Source organism: Variovorax robiniae (assembly GCF_037889955.1).
In the GTDB taxonomy this organism is placed as follows: Bacteria; Pseudomonadota; Gammaproteobacteria; order Burkholderiales; family Burkholderiaceae_C; genus Variovorax; species Variovorax robiniae.
Window position 1 is genome coordinate 603,146 of the sequence record NZ_JBBKZS010000001.1, and the last position, 17,556, is coordinate 620,701.

Below are 17,556 nucleotides of genomic sequence, written 5' to 3' on the forward strand. Positions count from 1 at the left end.
AGCGGTCCGGCACTTGGATCCGATCCTCCAACTGATCGACGTCTCGAAGCGCTATGGCGGCGTGCGCGCACTGGAGCGCGCAAAGTTCGCCTGCGCGCCGGGACGCATCCACGCCTTGCTCGGCGAGAACGGCGCGGGGAAGTCGACGCTCATCAAGATGATGGCCGGCGTGGTGCAACCCGACGAGGGACGCATCGTGCTCGGGGGGACGGAGCGGCGCTTCGCGCATCCGCAGGAGGCCGTGTCGGCCGGCATCGCGTGCATCTTCCAGGAGCTGTCGCTGATGCCGGACCTGAGCGTGGCGGACAACATCTGCATCACCAATCCGCCACGCAAGTTCGGACTCATCGATCGCAAGGCGCAGCGGCGCATTGCGGAGGCGGCGCTGGCGCGCGCGGGGGCGGAAGGCATTCATCCGCTGGCCCCGGTGGGGAGCCTGTCGCTGTCGCGGCGGCAGATGGTGGAGATTGCAAAGGCACTGGCGCGCGAGCCCCGGATACTGATCCTGGACGAGGCGACTTCGGCCTTGACGGCGGCCGACGTGGAGCGCGTCTACACGCTGCTCAAGCGGCTGCGCAACGAGGGTCTGGCGATCGTCTACATCTCGCATCGCATGAAGGAGATCGCGGACCTCGCGGACGACTGCTCGGTGTTCCGCAACGGGCAGCATGTGGCGACTTTCGAAGCCGGCACGAAGACGGATGCGCAGACGGTCGAGATGATGATCGGCCGCGACATCGCGCATGCCTTTCCGCCCAAGCCGCCGCCGCGGCCTCCGCTGGAGAAGGCCGCGCCTTCGCTCGACGTGCGCGGCCTGTCGTGGAACGGGCGACTGCATGACATCGCGCTGTCCGCACGGCCCGGGGAGATCGTCGGCCTCGGCGGGCTCGATGGGCAAGGCCAGCGCGAGTTCTTCCTCGCGCTGTTCGGCGTGCTGCGCGGCGTGGAGGGCGAGGTGCGGCTCGATGGCGAGCTGGTCGACGTGAAGAGCCCGCGCATGGCCAAGCGCAAGGATGTCGGCATCGCGCTGGTGCCGGAGGACCGCAAGACCGACGGGCTGATGCTGCCCATGTCGGTGCGCGACAACCTGAGCTTCGCGGCGCTGGAGCGCCTGAGCCGCGCGGGTGTCGTCATCGCCTCCGAAGAGGACAAGGCGACCGGCGACATGGTGCGCAAGCTCTCGATCAAGGCGCCGGAACTGGGCGACCCGGTCGGCACATTGTCGGGCGGCAACCAGCAGAAAGTGGTGATCGCGAAGTGGCTGATGAACGAGCCGCGCATCATCCTGCTGAGCGATCCGACGCGCGGCATCGACGTGGGCACCAAGCAGGAGATGTACGTGCTGCTGCGCCGCCTCGCGGACGATGGTGCGGCGGTGCTGCTGTACTCCACTGACTATGCGGAACTGATCGGCTGTTGTGATCGCGTGGCGGTGTTCTTCGATGGCCGCATCGTGCGCTGGCTGGCCGGCGCGGAACTGACCGAGCATGCGCTGGTGTCCAGCGCGCTCAACCTCACGACGGAGGCCTTGCACTGATGGCGGAACCGACGCGGCAATCTGACTGGCGCTTCCACTTTCGCGAGCACTTTGGCGCCTATGCCGCGCTGGCGATGTTCGTCGTGATCTTCGCGCTCTACATCACCAAGCACCAGACCGGCTGGACCGTGCCGGTGCTGACCACCGCGGCCAACAAGGGCGTGCTGCTGGCCATCGTTGCGATGGCGCAGACGCTGCCGGTGCTGACTTCCGGCATCGACCTGTCGGTGGGCATGGTGTTCGTGCTGGCGAATTGTCTGGCCTCGCACCTGGTGGTCGGCACGCCGCTGCAGGCTGCGATGGGCGTGGTGGCCGTGCTCGGCGTTGGTGCGCTGTGCGGCTGGATCAACGGCGCGATCATCGTGTACGGCCGGTTGCAACCGATCATCACGACGCTGGCGACTGGCACCATCTATTTCGGCATCGCGCTGGGGCTGCGGCCGGTGCCGGGCGGCGACGTGCATGCGGGACTGGCGGATGCGTTGACGGGCGCCCTCCCTGGCGGCGTGCCGGCGATGCTGGTAGTGCTGCTGGCCGTGGTGCTGCTGGTCTGGGTGCCGTACCGGCGCTCGGCCGTCGGGCGCGCTGCGCTGGCCATCGGCTCGGCGGAAGGCGCGGCCTACATGTCGGGCGTGAACATCGGGCGCACCAAGCTCGTGACGTACACGCTGGCCGGGTTGCTCGCGGCCATCGGGGGGCTGCTGCTGACCTGCGTGACCTATTCGGGCGAAGCTTCGTCCGCCATCGGCGGTGTCTACACGCTGAACTCGATCGCGGCGGTGGTGATCGGGGGCACCTCGCTGGCGGGCGGCGCGGGATCGGCGATCGGGTCGATCTTCGGTGCGCTGGTATTGCGCACGATCGGCGACCTGCTCTTCGTGTTCGACCTGGAGCCCCTGTGGCAGCCGCTGTTCCAGGGCGTGATCCTGCTCACGGCGGTGAGCCTGGGCGCGCTGCAACTGCTCAAGGTGAGCAACCGACTGGACCTGTTCAAGTGAGCGAGCTTGCGATCCGCCTCAAGCGATCCGGCCAGTTGCCGGTGGTGGCGGCGGCGGCCTGCACGGTGGCGCTGCTGCTGATCGGCAGCCTCTATTCGAAGAACTTTCTCTCCGCCGAATACCTGTTGCTGCAACTGCAGATCGCATCGTTCCTCGGCATCGTCGCGACCGGCGCAATGGTGGTGATCCTGCTCGGCGGCATCGATCTTTCGGTGCCGTGGATCGTGACGGTAGGCGGCGTGATGTCGGCGGCTGCGGCGGGCTGGTGGGGGCAGACGGGCGAACTCATCGCCATCCCCTTCGGCATTGCCTGTGGCTGTCTGCTGGGGGCCATCAACGGCATCGGCGTGGCCTACCTTCGCGTGCCGTCGATGATCTTCACGCTGGGCATCAATGCGGTGGCGCAGGGGCTGATCGTGGTGCAGACCGGCGGCTTCGCGCCGCAGGACCGGTCCACGCCGGCGATGCACCTGATCGCCACCGGGCGCTCGCTGCTGGGCATTCCGAATGCGCTGCTGGTGTGGCTGGTGGTGGGGGCGGCGACGATGTTCATGCTCCACCGCACCACGCTGGGCCGCGCGATCTATGCGGTGGGCAACCGGGAGCGGGCGGCGTATCTCTCCGGCGTGAACACGCGGTTGGTGACGTTGCTGTGCTTCACGATTGCCGGCGCATGCTCGGCGGCGGCGGGCGTGCTTCTCACGGGCTATTCGACCAAGGCCTACCAGGCGATGGGCGATGCCTACCTGCTGCCGGCCATCGCGGCCGTGGTGCTGGGTGGCACCAACATCCTGGGCGGGCGCGGCTCCTACCTGGGCACTGTCGTCGGGGTCATGCTGATCACGCTGCTGCAATCGATCCTGTCGGTGATGCAGATTCCGGAGATGGGGCGGCAGGTGACCTATGGGGTGGTGATCATCGCGATGCTGCTGGTGTATGGGCGGGGGCAACGGATGTCGCAGTAGCGGCGCGGGCGCCACATTTTTCGCACTTCCCTCTGCAAAACTCAACGCCGTAGTCAATTTTGGGGTGGACATTCCGGTGCGGAAGTCGTAAGACCAACGACGCTTGTTGGTGAGTGACACATGGCTAACACTGGTCGCCAAGGTAGCCACAGTGACACAAACCATCAGCCCCCTCAAGATCGTCCGCAATGCGCTGGAGGATTCGATCTTCCGCCCATCGGCCATGCGTCAAAGCCGTGACCACTTCCTCTCGCCGGAAGGCATGGGCAGTCATTTCGGCGTGTTCGAATCCTTCGCCGAGGCCCGCGAGTGGCTGCCGCCGAGCCGCGAGTTCGACCTCGATGTGCTCGCCGTCGAGTACATGCGGGTCCGCACGAAAAAGGTCTATGCCTACGACTACCCGGTGATGTGGTGGCTCGATCGCGCGATGCGCAACGGGGCGACGCGCGTGCTCGACATCGGCGGCTCGGTGGGGGTGCACTACTACGCCTATCGCCGCCATATCGAGATGCCCGCCGACCTGGCATGGTGCGTGGTGGAGGTGCCGGCCATCGCCGCCATCGGCGAGAACATGGCAACCCAGCAGGGCATGGCGCAGCTCAGCTTCACGACACAACTTCATGGCGCGCTCGCGGCCAGTGCGCACGACGTGTGGCTTTCCGCTGGCGCGATCCAGTACGTCGAGGACGGGCGCCCCGATCGGTTGCTGAAGTCGAGCAGCGCGCGGCCGACACACCTGCTGCTGAACAAGGTGCCGCTGTACGGCGGCGAGGACTTCGTCACGACGCAGAACATCGGCGGTGGCGCCTTCGCCCCGGTCCACATCTACAACCGCGATGGTTTCATCCACGACATCGAGTCGCAGGGCTACACGCTCATGGACGAGTGGACCGTGGCCGATCGATCGATGAGCCTGCCTGGCCATGTGGATCGCTCGATCCCGAACTTCACGGGGCTGTACTTCGTCGCGCTTGCCGGGGCGGAGAGGTTCGAGCCCGCGGCTGCACGGATGCAATGAAGGCCCGAAGGCGTTGACGCTCAGCGCAGCAAGGTCACGACGAGGCCCAGCGCAGCGCAAGCTCCGAGCAGCGGTATCACGCCAATCCTGTAGCGAAACAACGCGACAACCGCCGCGCCGGCAATCACCGCGGACAACACATCGAAGCGCCCGTTGAAGCCTTGCGGCCAGAGCACGTGCCAGCCGAAGAACAGCGCCAGGTTCAGGATCACGCCGACCACCGCCGCGGTCACGGCCGACAGCGGCGCGGTGAAGCCCAGCCGGCCATGCGTTGCCTCGACCAGCGGACCACCCGCGAGGATGAAGACGAAGGACGGCAGGAAGGTGAAGAAGGTCACGATCGTGGCGGCGAGCACGCCGCCGAGGAACGGCGCCTGCGGTCCCAGCACCTCCGCGCCCCATCCGCCGACGAAGCCGACGAAGGCCACGACCATGATCAAGGGCCCGGGCGTGGTTTCGCCGAGCGCCAGGCCATCGATCATCTGCGGTGCGGTGAGCCACTGGTGCTGTTCGACTGCGCCCTGGTAGACGTAGGGCAGCACCGCGTAGGCGCCACCGAAAGTCAGCAGCGCGGCCTTGCTGAAGAACCAGGCCATGCGCGTCAGCGCACCGTCCAGGCCGAAGGCAACGACCAGCACACCCATCGCGGCCAGCCAGATGCCAAGGCCGGTGACCAGCAGCCTGGCCAGATGCCCGCGCGAGAAGCGCGCATGGGCCGGCGTGGGCGTGTCGTCGTCAATGAGCGCCGGGCCAAGACGCGCCTGGGTGGCCTCGTGACCGCCACCGGGGGAGAACACAGTGGGCGCCAGGTGCGAGCCGAGGTAGCCGATGAGCGCGGCCGCGCCGATGATGACCGGGAACGGCACATCGAACGCGAAGATGGCCACGAAGGCCGCCGCCGCGATGCTCCACATCCAGCCGTTCTTCAGCGCACGCCCGCCAATGCGGTGCGCCGCATGCAACACCAGCGCCGTCACCGCCGGCTTGATGCCGTGGAAGATGCCCGCCACCACCGGCACGTCGCCGAAGCGCACGTAGATCCACGACAGGGCAATCAGGATGAACAGCGACGGCAGCACGAACAGGGCACCGGCCACGATGCCGCCCCAGGTGCGATGCATGAGCCACCCGATGTAGGTGGCCAGTTGCTGGGCTTCGGGACCCGGCAGCAGCATGCAGTAGTTCAGCGCATGCAGGAAGCGCTTCTCGCTGATCCATCGGCGCCGCTCGACCAGTTCGGTGTGCATGATCGCGATCTGACCGGCCGGCCCGCCGAAGCTGATGAAACCGAGCCGCAGCCAGAAGCGGAATGCCTCGCCGAAGCTGACTGCCGCCGGTGCGGCGAGTGGAGCGTTGTCGGGATGCCCGGAGGCGGGTTTTGCTGCGTTCAAGGCGGCGTTTCATGCGAGCGGTCACGCACGATACAGGCCGCCCTGCCCCGCCGCAATCGGTTGCGATGAACGCTTCAGGACTTCGCAGCGACCATCGTCCAGAACATCGCGACCACCGCCAGCGCCATCGCCCCCGTCGCGATCCAGCCCGTGGCCTTGAGTCGCAGCGGCGGCGTCAGCCGGCCCATGACATCGCGACGCGAGGCCAGCCACATCATCACGACCATGATCGGCACCGAGATCACGCCGTTGATCACCGCGCTCCAGAACAGCGCCTTGATCGGGTCGATCGGCATGAAGTTGATGGCGACGCCGGCCAGCGTCGCGATCGCGATGATGGCGTAGAAGCGCTGCGCGGCCATCGGTCGGTGGGCCAGGCTGTTCTTCCAGCGAAAGGTGCCGGCCATCGCGTAGGCGGCCGAGCCCGCGAGCACCGGCACCGCCAGCAGCCCGGTGCCGATGATGCCCAGGCTGAACAGCAGGAAGGCGAACTCCCCCGCCACCGGCCGCAATGCCTCGGCCGCCTGCGCCGAAGTCTCGATGTGCGTGACGCCATGCGCGTTGAGCGTGATGGCGGTGGTCAGGATGATGAAGAACGCGACGAGGTTGGAGAAGCCCATGCCGATGAAGGTGTCGGACTTGATGCGGTCGAGCACCTTGCGCGCATAGGGAATGGGCGCGCCCTTGAGCGCGACGGCGCTGGCGTCGGCCCGCTGGTCCTCCACCTCCTGCGAGGCCTGCCAGAAGAACAGGTAGGGGCTGATCGTGGTGCCGAAGATGGCGACGATCATGGTGATGGCGTCGGCGTCGAGCTTGAGGCTCGGGACGAAGGCGTGGACCAGCACCTGGCCCCAGGGAATCCTGATGACGAAGACGGTGCCGACATAAGCCAGCAAGGCCAGCGTGAGCCACTTCAGGATCTTGACGTAGCGCGAATACGGGATGAAGACCTGCAGCACGATCGACAGCAACCCGAAGAAGACCACGTACGCATGCCGCATGCCACCAACCAGCAGGTGCGCCGCATCGGCCATCGCGGCGATGTCGGCGGCGATGTTGATCGCGTTGGCGATGACCAGCAGCAGCACCAGGCTGTAGAGCAGCCAGGCGGGGCAGTGGCGGCGGATGTTGGTGGCCAGGCCGTGGCCGGTGACCTGCCCGATGCGTGCTGCGATGAGCTGGATCGCGACCATCAACGGGTAGGTGAAGACGATGGTCCACAGAAGCCCCATGCCGAACTTCGCGCCCGCCTGCGAATAGGTGGCGATGCCGCTGGGGTCGTCGTCCGCGGCGCCGGTGACGAGGCCCGGGCCGAGCTTCTTCAGCCAGGAGTCGTCGTCCGCCTGTGCGACGTCTGCCGGTGGGTCCGATGCTGCGATTGCAGTTTGCCGGTCTGCTGCCACGGGTTGCCTCTTTGGTTCGACGCAAGCAAGCATGCAGGCGCAGGAGGCTGCGAAACGTAGGCCATCGGGCCAGGAGGTTGCGCGGGAACAGCGCTCGACTTGTGTGCGTCAACCCTGGCGAGCGGCAGGCTCGAGCACGAAGTCGAAGCGCAAGGTATGGAATGGGCCGGCCTGCGTCGAGCCATCCGGCGCCACGCCGGCCGGGTGCGACTGGAAGTCCCCGATCAACGAACTGCGCACGCCGAACACCGCATCGCTGTCGAGGTACGCGTCACCGTCCTTGAAGACGTGCGTGATCAGCGTCTCGTAGCCCGGCGCCTGGACGATGAAGTGGACGTGCGCGGGTCGCCACGGATGGCGTCGGGTGGCTTCGAGCATCGTGCCGACCGGGCCATCGGTGGGGATCGGATAGGCCACGGGCGTGACGGCCTTGAAGTGCAGCCGCCCTTCCCCGTCGGCGTGGAAGACGGCGCGCCCCTCGGGGTGGTCGAGGTCGGTGCGCTGCAGGTCGTAGAGGCCTTCGGCATCGGCCTCCCAGACATCGACGACCGCGCCGGCGACGGGCTTGCCATCCGTGCCGCGCACGGTCGCATCGACGAACAACGGCTCACCCTTGGCGCCGTTGGCGATGTCGCTGCCCAGGGGCAGCACCGGCGCGCCGGGCACATGGAAGGGGCCGAAGACCGTGGCCTCCGTCGCCTGCGCGCTCTTCGAATGGTTCAGCGCAACGGTGAGCATCGACAGGCCCAGCGTGTCCGACAGCAGGATGAACTCCTGCCGCTTGTCGGTGCACTTCTGCCCTGTCGCGGTGAGGAACTCGATGCCCTGCATCCACTCCTGCTCGGTCAGCTTCACCTCGCGCGCAAGGTCATGCAGGTGCCGCACCAGCGCCGACATGACTTCCTTCAGGCGCGGGCTGGGCGTGTCCGCGAGGCTTTCGAGCACGGCGGCGGTGATGGTGTCTTCGTTGATGTTGCGCATGGGCGGGAGTCTCCAGGTGGGCCGCCGAGGATACGGTGGCCGGGCATTTCCTGCTGGCGCCCTTCCAACGACGCCCGTTCAACCCTCGACCGGTGGCACGCCTCCCCACGCGCGTTGCAGCAGGTCGCGAATCAGGCCGCGCTCGGCCGGTCCGATGGGGCGCGGATTCCAGTAGGGGTTGCTCACCGCGAGGTCCGCCGCGCGGTCGAGGTCCTGCTCGCGCATGCCGATGTCCCGCAGCGCGACGGCCGCACCGTTGTCTTTCGCGAGCGCATAGAGGCCAAGCGCCGCGGAAGGTGTTCCGAGCGCACGCGCGATCACCTCCATCGCCTGGGGCGCCACGCCGGCATTGAAGGCGATGGCATGCGGCAACACCACCGTGTGCACTTCGGAATGCGGCAGGTTGAAGCTGCCGCCGAGGGTGTGGCAGAGCTTGTGATGCAAGGCGATGCCGACGCAGCCCAGCACGGTGCCGCAGAGCCAGGTGCCGTAGAGCGCATCGGTGCGCGCCTGCATGTCGCCCGAATCGCGGCGGATCGCCGGGATCGCGCGGGCCATCGCCGCGATGCCCTGCTCCGCCATCAGGTCCATCACCGGGTTGGCGTCTTGCGCATAGAGGCCTTCCGCGGCATGGGCGATGGCGTTGATGCCGCTGGTCACGCTGAGCGCGACGGGAAGACCACGCGACAGTTCGGGGTCGTAGATCACGGTGCGCGGCAGCACGCGCGCATCCTTGCCGGTGGTCTTCAGGCCGGCCTCGGTCAGGCCGTAGAAGGGCGTCATCTCGCTGCCTGCGTAGGTCGTGGGGATGGCCAGGATCGGCAAGCCGGAGTCCAGCGCGATCGCCTTGCCAAGCCCGACGGTCGAACCTCCGCCGATGGCGATCGCGCAATCGGCACCCAGGTTGTGGGCCGCCTGGCGCGCGTCACGCGCCGTCTCGATGGGCACGTGCATCACGGCGCCGTCGAAGATGCCGGCCGCTTGTGCGCCCAGCATCGCAGCCACGCGCTCGGCCTTGTCGCGCTGGCCCGGCGTGCACAACACCAGGGCGCGCCTGGCACGCAGCGCGTCGATCTCGCGACCGAGGTGCTGCAGCGACCCGGCGCCGAAGACGACGCGTTGCGGCAGGCTGGTGTAGGAGAAGTCGCGGATCATGGGGCTGCCTCTTGAAGTGCTGTGGATTCTGCGCAGGCTTGCGGCTCGCGGCATGGGGCCGCAGAAAAAAATCAGTTGGCCTAATATCTGCGCATGCACGAACTACTGCAACGCACCGCGGGCCTGCCAGAGATCACGCTGACGGCGGGTGACACCCTGGTGCGCGAAGGCGAATCGGGCGACGGGCTCTGGATCCTCGTCTCCGGGCGGCTGCAAATCAGCAAGGCGGGGACGGCGATCAGCTCGGTCAGCCATCCGGGCGCAGCGATCGGCGAGATCTCCCTGCTGCTGAACTCCCCATTCAGCGCCACGGTCGTGGCCAGCGAGCCGAGCGTGCTGCGCTACGCCGCCGATGGCCGCGCCCTGCTGGCAAGCAACCCCGCGATCACGCACTTGATTGCCGTGGGGCTGGCGGAACGACTGGCTTTCGTCACGACCTACCTCGCCGACCTGAAGAACCAGTACGGCGATTCGCCGGGGCTGGCGATGGTGTCCGAGGTACTGAACCATCTGGCGCATCGCCAGGGTCCGGCGGCGCGTGCGGGGTCGGCACGAGAGCCGAACCCCGATTACTGACTCAGAACACCGTGCGCGCCGGCGCCTTGTCCGCGCACAGCGCCAGCGACTCCTCCCCCATCATCGATCGCCACGACGCGGTGCCCTCGGCCAGGTCGATCACGATGTGCGCGGGCACCGGCCCGATCTGCCGGCCGGCGTTGAACACCCAGGTGTTTCCCATGCGGTCCGCCCAGGCGCCCGCGGGCTTGAAGGGCGGCTCATGCACATGGCCGGTCAGCACGAGGTCAGGCCGGAAGCGCTCGATCCAGACGGCTAGGTCCGCGTCGCCGTACTCGCGCTTGCCGGTCCAGCAGGTGGGCGAGCCGAGCGGCGGCCAGTGATAGACCCAGACCCATCGCGCAGGGCGTCGCTGCGCATCCGCGGCCAGGCGCAGTTCGAGAGCAGCCCGACCCTCCGGGCCGTCCCACCAGGGGCAGATCGTGATCAGGGTGTCGTCAATCAACACTGAATCGCCGTCCGCATGGACGCCACTGCGTCGGCTGTCGGGCAACCACAGCGCCGCCTTTTCTCCATGCCGGTCCGGCCCGGTCAGGTCATGGTTGCCCGACGCGAGCACCAGGGAGGTGCCGGGCTTCATCAGCGAAAAGTAGCGCAGCAACACGATCGACTGCGCGTCCAGCGGCACCGGCGAACTCACGTCCAGATGGTCGCCCGCGAGCACCACCAGGTCATAGGACGGCGCCGAGCGGACCACCCAATCGAGCTGCGGCAATGTGTAGTGGAGGTCGGAAGCGAGGAGGATGCGCACTGGATCGGGTGACAGCAAGGTTCGCACCAGCACGGGGGGCCGTGCGAGAGACGGTGCTGCACCAAGTCGGCGCTCTTGCTCCCTCTTCCTCTGGGAGAGGGACCAAGACGCAGGGGATAGCCTCATTGCCAGAGATCCAGACGGACGCCAGACTGAAAGTCCTCACGCAGCACTCCACAACAACAATGACCTCCATCGCAACGGCAGCCGCCACCCCCACCGCCCCCTCGCAGATCGACACCCTTTCGCTCGAAGGCCTCAACCCCGCCGACCCGCAATGGTTCGTCGACGACACCATCGGAAACTTGCTCCGGCGCCTTCGCCTGGAAGACCCCGTCCACCGCTCGCACAGTCCGGTCCCCGGCATCGGCGACTACTGGTCCGTCACGCGCTACCGGGACATCATGCAGGTCGAGATGCACCCTGCGATCTACTCTTCCGACTGGAGCGTAGGCGGCATTTCGCTGATGGACTTCCCGCCGGGCGAACAGCAGCTGCAGATGTTCATCGCCATGGACCCGCCCAGGCACGACGAGCAGCGCAAGGCGGTCAGCCCGATCGCGGCGCAAGGCAATCTCGACGGATGGGAAGGCCTCATCCGCGAACGCACCTGCAAGGTGCTCGACAGCCTGCCGCGCGGCGAGACCTTCGACTGGGTCGACCGGGTGTCGATCGAGCTGACCTCGATGATGCTGGCGACCCTGTTCGACTTTCCGCAGGAGGAGCGCCGCCGCCTCACCCACTGGTCGGACCTCGCCACGTCCAACAAGCTCACCAACCCGGACGCGCCGGAGCCCGAGGTCCGCATGGCCGGACTGCGCGAGATGCTGGGCTGCTTCATGAAGCTGTGGAACGAGCGCGTCAACGCGCCGCCGCGCGCCGACCTGGTCTCGATGCTGGCGCACAGCCCGGCCACCCGGAACATGACGCCGCTGGAATTCATGGGCAACCTGGTGCTGCTCATCGTCGGCGGCAACGACACCACGCGCAACACGATGACGGGCGGCCTGCTGGCACTGCTGCAGCACCCCGGGCAGATGAAGAAGCTGCGCGCCGATCCGTCGCTGATCGGCAGCATGGTCACCGAGGTCATCCGCTGGCAAACGCCGCTGGCCTACATGCGCCGCACCGCAACGCAAGACACGGAGCTGGGCGGCAAGCAGATCCGCAAGGGCGACAAGCTGGCGCTGTGGTACCTCTCGGCCAATCGCGACGAGGCGATGATCCCGCAGCCCGACGAATTCATCATCGACCGGCCGATGCCGCGCCTGCATCTGTCCTTCGGCTTCGGCATCCATCGCTGCGTTGGGAATCGGATCGCCGACCTGCAACTGCGCATCCTGTGGGAGGAACTGTTGCGGCGCGGGACCGAGATCGAATTGATGGGCGAGCCGAAGCGGGTGCGCTCGTCCTTCGTGCACGGGTTTTCGCAGATGCCGGTGCGGATCGTGAGTTAGGGCCGCCGCCCCAACAGTTCCATGACTTCCTCGTCGGTGGTCTGCGAGAAGTCGACATACCACGCGCCGACCGCACGGAAGTGCGCCGGCGTGCCAAGGCAGACGACCTCGTCCGCCTCCTCGCGCAACAGCGCCGCAGCCTGGACCGAGGCGACCGGGCTACACACGACGATGCGTGCCGGATCCAGCAAGCGCAGCGCCCGGACTGCGGCGCGCATCGTCGCGCCGGTCGCCAGGCCATCATCGACCAGCAGCACCCGGCAGCCGCGCACCTCGGGCGCGGGCCGGGCGCAGCGATAGCGCTGCTCGCGACGTTCCAGTTCAGCGCGCTCCGCATTCACCACGCGATCGATCGCGGCCTCGCTGATTCCCAGCCGGCGCACCACCTCCTCATCGAGGACCTGCACCTCGCCCGAAGCGATCGCGCCCATCGCGTACTCCTCATGTCCCGGCACGCCGAGCTTGCGCACGACGAACACGTCGAGCGGCGCATGCAGCGCCCTGGCCACCTCGAAGGCCACCGGCACGCCGCCGCGCGGCAGCGCCAGCACGCGCACGTCCGCCTGGCCGCCGTAGGCAGTCAGGGCCAGCGCAAGCGCACGGCCGGCGGCACGCCTGTCGCGGAACTCATGGAATGCCGTGGCCATGGCCCAGGCCCAGCAGGGCCAGCGCGCGCCGGTGCGTAGCAGACTGCGGGTTCGCCAACTCGTTGAGCACGTTCATGTGATTGCGGCCGGCTTCGACTTCCGCGGCGGTGACGACGCCCGGCCCCCAGGCTTGCGAGATCAATGCGGCCTGCCGGTGGAACTCCTCGCTCTCCTCGCCGCCCACCACCGTCACCAGCGATCCCCGCGCCGGTGCGGGCATCGCGGCGGGGCTCAGGCGCAGGGCCGACGCCTCCGTCAAGCCGAGATCCGGCGCGAGAAAGGGCGCGTGCCGAAGCGGCTCCAGTTCGTAAAGACCCGAGATCGACAGCGCCGACTTCACGAGGTCGGCCGGCAGGTCCGGCGCCACAGCCGGCCAGTCGCAAGCCAGCAGCATCGTCGCCAGGTGTCCACCCGCGGAATGGCCGCCCACGACGATGCGATCGCGGTCACAGCAGAGATCTCTGGCATTGCGCCAGACCCATTCCAGCGCGCGGACGAGCTGCAGCACGATGTGCTCGATGCTCACGGCCGGACACAGTGCGTAGTTGAGAAGCACGACCTCGGCGCCTGCATCGGACAGCGGCGGCGCGATGAAGGCATGGTCGCGCTTGTCCAGCGCACGCCAGTAGCCGCCGTGGATGTAGACGAACAAGGGCGAGTTCGGACGCGGCGCGGGCAAGATGTCGAGTTGCTCGCCGGGCCCTTCGCCATAGGACAGATCGAACAGCCATTCGGGCCGCTCCAACGCCCGCGCCGACGCATCGGCCCAGTGCTGCAGGATGGCGGGATGCTCCGGGATGCGGGCGCGGTTGTTGTATTGGGCGTCGTACCAGGCGGGAGATTCAAGGGGCATGGTCAGGTGCTTTTCGTCTTGACGGGCTTGACATCGGATTCGCGCAGCGCGGCGTCGATCAGCGCATCGGCCATCCACAGCGCGGTCTTCTCGACCTCGCGGTCGCGCAGGCCCCAGATGTCCTTGAGGATCACATAGGGCTCGATGCCGTAGACGACCGACAGCGCATGGTGCAGGCGGTCGCGCACGGCCGGCCGCATCAGCGGCGCCAGCGGTTCGATCGCATGCTCCAGGATCCGCACGCGATGGCCGCGCCGGTACGGCTCTTCTTCCAGCAACCCGGCGCGCTCCAGGCCCCATTGCTCCAACGAGAGCTGTGCGGCGGCCCGCAACTGCGCCTCGAATTCCTTGAAGCGCGGAAAGGTCTGGAGGAACAGTTCATGCACCCGCTCGCGGCCGTTCGGGTTGTCTGAGGCGAGCTTGCGCACCGGGCCAAGCGAGCTGTCGATCACCGCGGTGACCAGCGCGCTTCGGCTTGGGAAGTAGCGGTACGCGGTGGCGCGCGACACCTTCGAGCGCGCCGCGCATTCGGCGACCGACGGAATGTGGCCGCTCTCCTTGATGATGGTCATTGCCGTGTCGAGCAGCAGCTTGAAGGTGGCCGCGCGCACGCCGCGGTCGGGCGGTACGGGCGGCTCGCTCAGCTTGTGTTTCAGTCTCGCCATCGGGTTTGTCCGGAGCGCTGGAAGCCCCTGCGTGTCTTGTGATTTCTGGAAGTCGAACCGTATGATGCAGCCATCCCAGTTTGAGACGCAAGTCTCAAACGAGACTTCCGAATGACTTCCGAGACTTCGAGGCGGCTGATTCAATGCAGCAAGACCACGGGGCGCCATGGAGACAAAGTCAATGCGTTTGGCCAGTTGGAATTGGGGTGGTCGCGACTGCGTGGGCACGATCTCGCCGGACGGGCGGGAAGCCACGCCGCTGGGCGTGCGCGACGCGTCGCGCGGGGTGCTCCCGCTGATCCAGGCGCTGGCCGAAGGCGGGTCGCTGCCGCAGCCTTCGGGCACGCGGATTCCCACTGAACTGGTCACGCTGCGCTCGCCGCTGCCGCGCCCCTTGCGCAGCCTGTTCTGCGTCGGCCGCAACTACCACGCGCATGCGGCTGAACTGGCCGGCACGGTATTCCGCACGGCGATGCCTGAGAGCGATCCGTGGCCCATCGTCTTCGGCAAGCTCGGCGAATGCGTGATCGGGCCGCGCGATGCGGTGCAGCTGCCCTCGCCTTCCATCTCGGCACAGATCGACTACGAATCGGAGCTGGCGGTGGTCATCGGCCGCGGCGGGCGCGACATCCCGGCTTCGCGGGCAATGGACCACATCTTCGGCTATACGGTGGTCAACGACGTGACCGCCCGCGACGTGCAGATGCGCCACCAGCAATGGGACCTGGGCAAGAGCTTCGACACCTTCTGCCCGATGGGCCCGTGGATCGTGACCGCCGACGAAATGGATGGCCGCAAGACGCGCGTGCGCGGATGGGTCAACGGCGCGCTGCGACAGGACGGGCAGACGCGCGACATGATCTTCGACATCCCCACGCTCATCGAGACCTGCTCGCGCGGCATCACGCTACACCCTGGCGACGTGATCGCGACGGGCACTCCCTCGGGCGTCGGCATGGGGCAGAACCCGCCGCAGTGGCTCAAGCCCGGTGACGTGGTGCGCATCGAGATCGATGGCGTCGGTGTCATCGAGAACCGGTTCGAGTAGGCCATGCGCTTCCAAATCATCGACCGCATTGCGGTGGAAGAGGACGGCGAAGGCCCGGCCATCGTCTGCGTGCACGGGCTGGGCGGCAGTTCCAACACCTTCACGCCGCTGATGCCGGCGATGGCACGGCATCGCGTGATCCGCCTGGACCTGCCGGGCAGCGGGCGATCGCAGCGGGCTGAAGGCGGCTTGACGATCGAGCGCTACGTGGCCACGACGCTGGATATCTGCGACCGGCTGAACGTGCTGCGAGCGCATTGGGTCGGGCATTCGATGGGCAACATCGTGCTGCAGCACATCGCGGCGGCGCACCCCAAGCGGGTCGCGAGCCTCGCGATGTTCGGGCCACTGATCACGCCGCCCGATGCGGCGCGCACGGCCATCCAGGCGCGTGCGGCCAAGGCGCGCGAAGGGGCGAGCGGCATGCAGGAGATTGCGCAGGCGCTGCTGCAAGCCTCCATCTCCGCCGACACGCGCGCGCGCCTGCCGATCGCCGTGGCCTATGTGCGCGAGAGCCTCATGCGGCAGGAGGGCGAGAACTACGCGCGCAGTTGCGAGGCGCTGGCGGCGGCACAGCCCGCGGCCGTAGAGAACATCGAGGCGCCGGTGCTGCTCGTGACCGGCGACGAGGACGGAGTGGCGCCGCCCCAGGCCGTGCGCGCCATGGCCGACAGGCTGCACCGCGCGGCCAGCAAGCGCGTGGTGGTGCTGCCGCGCTGCGGGCACTGGACGCCCATCGAACGGCCGGAGGAATGCGCTCGCGAGCTGCGCGACTTCCTGGCATCGAACGCAAGGAGCTGAACATGGCCGATGTGATGTTCACCAACGTGAAGATCTTCGATGGCGGCGGCGAGGCGCCATTCATGGGCGACGTGCTGGTGCAGGGCAACCGCATCTCGCGTGTCGTGAAGCAGGGCTACGGCGGCAGGTCCGCGCCCGTCAGCGGCGCACAGGTCATCGACGGCGCGGGCGCCTTCCTGATGCCCGGCATGGTCGAGGCGCACACGCATTTCTCCTGGAACGACCAGCCGAGCCTGGACGCGATCCAGCGCATGCCGCCGGAGGAGCACATCCTCTGGTGCGCCGAGGTGGCCAAGCGTTATCTGGACATGGGGTGGACCAGCTGCGTGGGCGCGGCGACGGCCAAGCCGCGGCTCGACGTGGTGATCCGCAATGCGATCAACGACGGGACCATCATCGGGCCGCGCTACCTCGCGGCCAGCCAGGAGATCACGGTGCCGGGCGGCCTCGGCGATACGACACAACCGCATCTGCCGCAGCCGGAATTCGCTTTCGGCGCGATCGTGAGCGGTGCGGAGGAAATGCGCCGCTGCGTGCGCATGTTCTGCAAGTACGGTGTGGATTCGCTGAAGATCAATCTCTCGGGCGAGTCGATCACCGGCATGCCGAGCGAGGCCAGCCAGTTCACCGAGGAGGAAGTGCGCGTCTGCGTCGAGGAAGCGAAGAACTGGGGCAAGCGCGTCGCGGCGCATGCGCGCTCGACCTGGTCGATCAAGCAATGCGTGAAGCAAGGCATCGAGGTGATCTACCACGCGAGCTTCACCGACACCGAGGCGCTGGACATGCTGGAGGCGCACAAGACCGAGCACTTCATCGCGCCGGGGCTGGCCTGGCTCATCAACACCTCCTATCACGCGAGCCAATGGGGACTGACGCCCGAGGTCACGCGCAAGATGGGCTATCACCGCGAGCTGGAGGCCGCCGTCGAGAGCATGCGCGCGATGCGCAAGCGCGGGATCCGCATCCTGCCCGGTGGCGACTACGGCTTCGCCTGGACGCCGCACGGCACGAATGCGAAGGACCTGGAGTACTTCGTGAAGTACGTGGGGATGAGCAACATGGAGGCGCTGCTGTCGGCCACCGCATGGGGCGGGCCGATGATGCGGATGGGGAAGGTGCTGGGCTACATCCGCGAGGGGTACCTGGCGGACATCCTGCTGGTGGACGGAGATCCGCTGATGGACATCACCGTGTTGCAGGACAAGGCGCGGATCCTGGCGGTGATGAAGGATGGCGAGTTTCATCGGGCGCCGCCTGTGCGGCGGGCGCACCAGATGGCGCAGTGGGCGGCTTGATACCGCAAGGAGAAG

At 67.4% G+C, this 17,556-nt stretch carries 17 protein-coding genes; 9 read left to right on the forward strand and 8 right to left on the reverse strand.

What is annotated here, in order from left to right:
- The first annotated feature begins 13 nt into the window (after nt 1–13).
- The 4 genes from WKW79_RS02570 (at nt 14) to WKW79_RS02585 (ending at nt 4,518) form a co-directional block, all read left to right on the forward strand.
- Nucleotides 14–1,537, forward strand: a complete 1,524-nt coding sequence (locus tag WKW79_RS02570) for a sugar ABC transporter ATP-binding protein (protein ID WP_340333524.1) — start codon at nt 14–16, stop codon at nt 1,535–1,537.
- Nucleotides 1,537–2,535: an ABC transporter permease gene (locus WKW79_RS02575; protein WP_340333525.1), complete on the forward strand. Its 999-nt coding sequence runs from the start codon at nt 1,537–1,539 to the stop codon at nt 2,533–2,535. Before WKW79_RS02570 ends, WKW79_RS02575 begins: the two co-directional genes overlap by 1 nt.
- Nucleotides 2,532–3,500: an ABC transporter permease gene (locus WKW79_RS02580; RefSeq protein WP_340333526.1), complete on the forward strand. Its 969-nt coding sequence runs from the start codon at nt 2,532–2,534 to the stop codon at nt 3,498–3,500. Before WKW79_RS02575 ends, WKW79_RS02580 begins: the two co-directional genes overlap by 4 nt.
- Before the next feature lie 151 nt (nt 3,501–3,651).
- Nucleotides 3,652–4,518: a methyltransferase, TIGR04325 family gene (locus tag WKW79_RS02585; protein ID WP_340333527.1), complete on the forward strand. Its 867-nt coding sequence runs from the start codon at nt 3,652–3,654 to the stop codon at nt 4,516–4,518.
- Nucleotides 4,519–4,538: 20 nt separating this feature from the next.
- Here WKW79_RS02585 and chrA read toward each other — a convergent pair whose 3' ends face one another.
- The 4 genes from chrA to WKW79_RS02605 all read right to left on the reverse strand — a co-directional run bounded on the left by chrA (nt 4,539) and on the right by WKW79_RS02605 (nt 9,448).
- Entirely contained in the window at nt 4,539–5,909 is a 1,371-nt protein-coding gene (chrA, locus tag WKW79_RS02590) for a chromate efflux transporter (protein ID WP_340333528.1), read from the reverse strand.
- A 74-nt stretch (nt 5,910–5,983) separates the two neighbouring features.
- Complete coding sequence (locus tag WKW79_RS02595) at nt 5,984–7,312, reverse strand: NRAMP family divalent metal transporter (protein ID WP_422823786.1); 1,329 nt, start codon at nt 7,310–7,312, stop codon at nt 5,984–5,986.
- 108 nt (nt 7,313–7,420) lie between these two features.
- On the reverse strand, nt 7,421–8,293 hold the full coding sequence (locus tag WKW79_RS02600) for an intradiol ring-cleavage dioxygenase (protein WP_340333529.1): 873 nt from the start codon (nt 8,291–8,293) through the stop codon (nt 7,421–7,423).
- 78 nt (nt 8,294–8,371) lie between these two features.
- Complete coding sequence (locus WKW79_RS02605; protein ID WP_340333530.1) at nt 8,372–9,448, reverse strand: maleylacetate reductase; 1,077 nt, start codon at nt 9,446–9,448, stop codon at nt 8,372–8,374.
- Between the two features lie 93 nt (nt 9,449–9,541).
- Between WKW79_RS02605 and WKW79_RS02610 the strand changes: the two genes are divergently transcribed.
- Nucleotides 9,542–10,024: a cyclic nucleotide-binding domain-containing protein gene (locus WKW79_RS02610; RefSeq protein ID WP_340333531.1), complete on the forward strand. Its 483-nt coding sequence runs from the start codon at nt 9,542–9,544 to the stop codon at nt 10,022–10,024.
- 1 nt (nt 10,025) lies between these two features.
- On the opposite strand, the gene WKW79_RS02615 is transcribed toward WKW79_RS02610, so the two are convergent.
- A complete protein-coding gene (locus WKW79_RS02615) occupies nt 10,026–10,808 on the reverse strand; it encodes a metallophosphoesterase family protein (RefSeq protein ID WP_340333532.1) in 783 nt (260 codons plus the stop codon).
- A 152-nt stretch (nt 10,809–10,960) separates the two neighbouring features.
- On the opposite strand from WKW79_RS02615, the gene WKW79_RS02620 reads away from it, so the two are divergent.
- Entirely contained in the window at nt 10,961–12,232 is a 1,272-nt protein-coding gene (locus WKW79_RS02620; protein WP_340333533.1) for a cytochrome P450, read from the forward strand.
- Here WKW79_RS02620 and WKW79_RS02625 read toward each other — a convergent pair.
- From WKW79_RS02625 to WKW79_RS02635, 3 genes are read right to left on the reverse strand one after another with little or no spacing between them, the layout of a single operon-like run.
- A complete protein-coding gene (locus WKW79_RS02625) occupies nt 12,229–12,879 on the reverse strand; it encodes a phosphoribosyltransferase (RefSeq protein ID WP_340333534.1) in 651 nt (216 codons plus the stop codon). The genes WKW79_RS02620 and WKW79_RS02625 overlap by 4 nt on opposite strands.
- Nucleotides 12,860–13,732, reverse strand: coding sequence for an alpha/beta hydrolase (locus WKW79_RS02630; protein ID WP_340333535.1), 873 nt, complete (start codon nt 13,730–13,732; stop codon nt 12,860–12,862). The genes WKW79_RS02625 and WKW79_RS02630 overlap by 20 nt, the downstream gene beginning before the upstream one ends.
- A 2-nt stretch (nt 13,733–13,734) precedes the next feature.
- On the reverse strand, nt 13,735–14,397 hold the full coding sequence (locus WKW79_RS02635) for a TetR/AcrR family transcriptional regulator (protein ID WP_340333536.1): 663 nt from the start codon (nt 14,395–14,397) through the stop codon (nt 13,735–13,737).
- A gap of 181 nt (nt 14,398–14,578) precedes the next feature.
- Between WKW79_RS02635 and WKW79_RS02640 the strand changes: the two genes are divergently transcribed.
- From WKW79_RS02640 to WKW79_RS02650, 3 genes are read left to right on the forward strand one after another with little or no spacing between them, the layout of a single operon-like run.
- The gene (locus WKW79_RS02640; protein WP_340333537.1) at nt 14,579–15,445 is read left to right on the forward strand and encodes a fumarylacetoacetate hydrolase family protein; all 867 of its coding nucleotides are present in this window, start codon (nt 14,579–14,581) and stop codon (nt 15,443–15,445) included.
- Between the two features lie 3 nt (nt 15,446–15,448).
- Nucleotides 15,449–16,246: an alpha/beta fold hydrolase gene (locus WKW79_RS02645; protein WP_340333538.1), complete on the forward strand. Its 798-nt coding sequence runs from the start codon at nt 15,449–15,451 to the stop codon at nt 16,244–16,246.
- A gap of 2 nt (nt 16,247–16,248) precedes the next feature.
- Nucleotides 16,249–17,541: a metal-dependent hydrolase family protein gene (locus WKW79_RS02650; protein ID WP_340333539.1), complete on the forward strand. Its 1,293-nt coding sequence runs from the start codon at nt 16,249–16,251 to the stop codon at nt 17,539–17,541.
- Nucleotides 17,542–17,556: the final 15 nt, after the last annotated feature.

What these genes read in the sequence shown, in the direction of transcription:
- WKW79_RS02635 (WP_340333536.1), bottom strand. Translation starts at nt 14,397, where the DNA reads ATGGCGAGACTGAAACACAAGCTGAGCGAGCCGCCCGTACCGCCCGAC.
- WKW79_RS02630 (WP_340333535.1), bottom strand. Translation starts at nt 13,732, where the DNA reads ATGCCCCTTGAATCTCCCGCCTGGTACGACGCCCAATACAACAACCGC.
- WKW79_RS02650 (WP_340333539.1), top strand. Translation starts at nt 16,249, where the DNA reads ATGGCCGATGTGATGTTCACCAACGTGAAGATCTTCGATGGCGGCGGC.
- WKW79_RS02610 (WP_340333531.1), top strand. Translation starts at nt 9,542, where the DNA reads ATGCACGAACTACTGCAACGCACCGCGGGCCTGCCAGAGATCACGCTG.
- WKW79_RS02600 (WP_340333529.1), bottom strand. Translation starts at nt 8,293, where the DNA reads ATGCGCAACATCAACGAAGACACCATCACCGCCGCCGTGCTCGAAAGC.
- WKW79_RS02575 (WP_340333525.1), top strand. Translation starts at nt 1,537, where the DNA reads ATGGCGGAACCGACGCGGCAATCTGACTGGCGCTTCCACTTTCGCGAG.
- WKW79_RS02625 (WP_340333534.1), bottom strand. Translation starts at nt 12,879, where the DNA reads ATGGCCACGGCATTCCATGAGTTCCGCGACAGGCGTGCCGCCGGCCGT.
- WKW79_RS02620 (WP_340333533.1), top strand. Translation starts at nt 10,961, where the DNA reads ATGACCTCCATCGCAACGGCAGCCGCCACCCCCACCGCCCCCTCGCAG.
- WKW79_RS02645 (WP_340333538.1), top strand. Translation starts at nt 15,449, where the DNA reads ATGCGCTTCCAAATCATCGACCGCATTGCGGTGGAAGAGGACGGCGAA.
- WKW79_RS02640 (WP_340333537.1), top strand. Translation starts at nt 14,579, where the DNA reads ATGCGTTTGGCCAGTTGGAATTGGGGTGGTCGCGACTGCGTGGGCACG.
- WKW79_RS02605 (WP_340333530.1), bottom strand. Translation starts at nt 9,448, where the DNA reads ATGATCCGCGACTTCTCCTACACCAGCCTGCCGCAACGCGTCGTCTTC.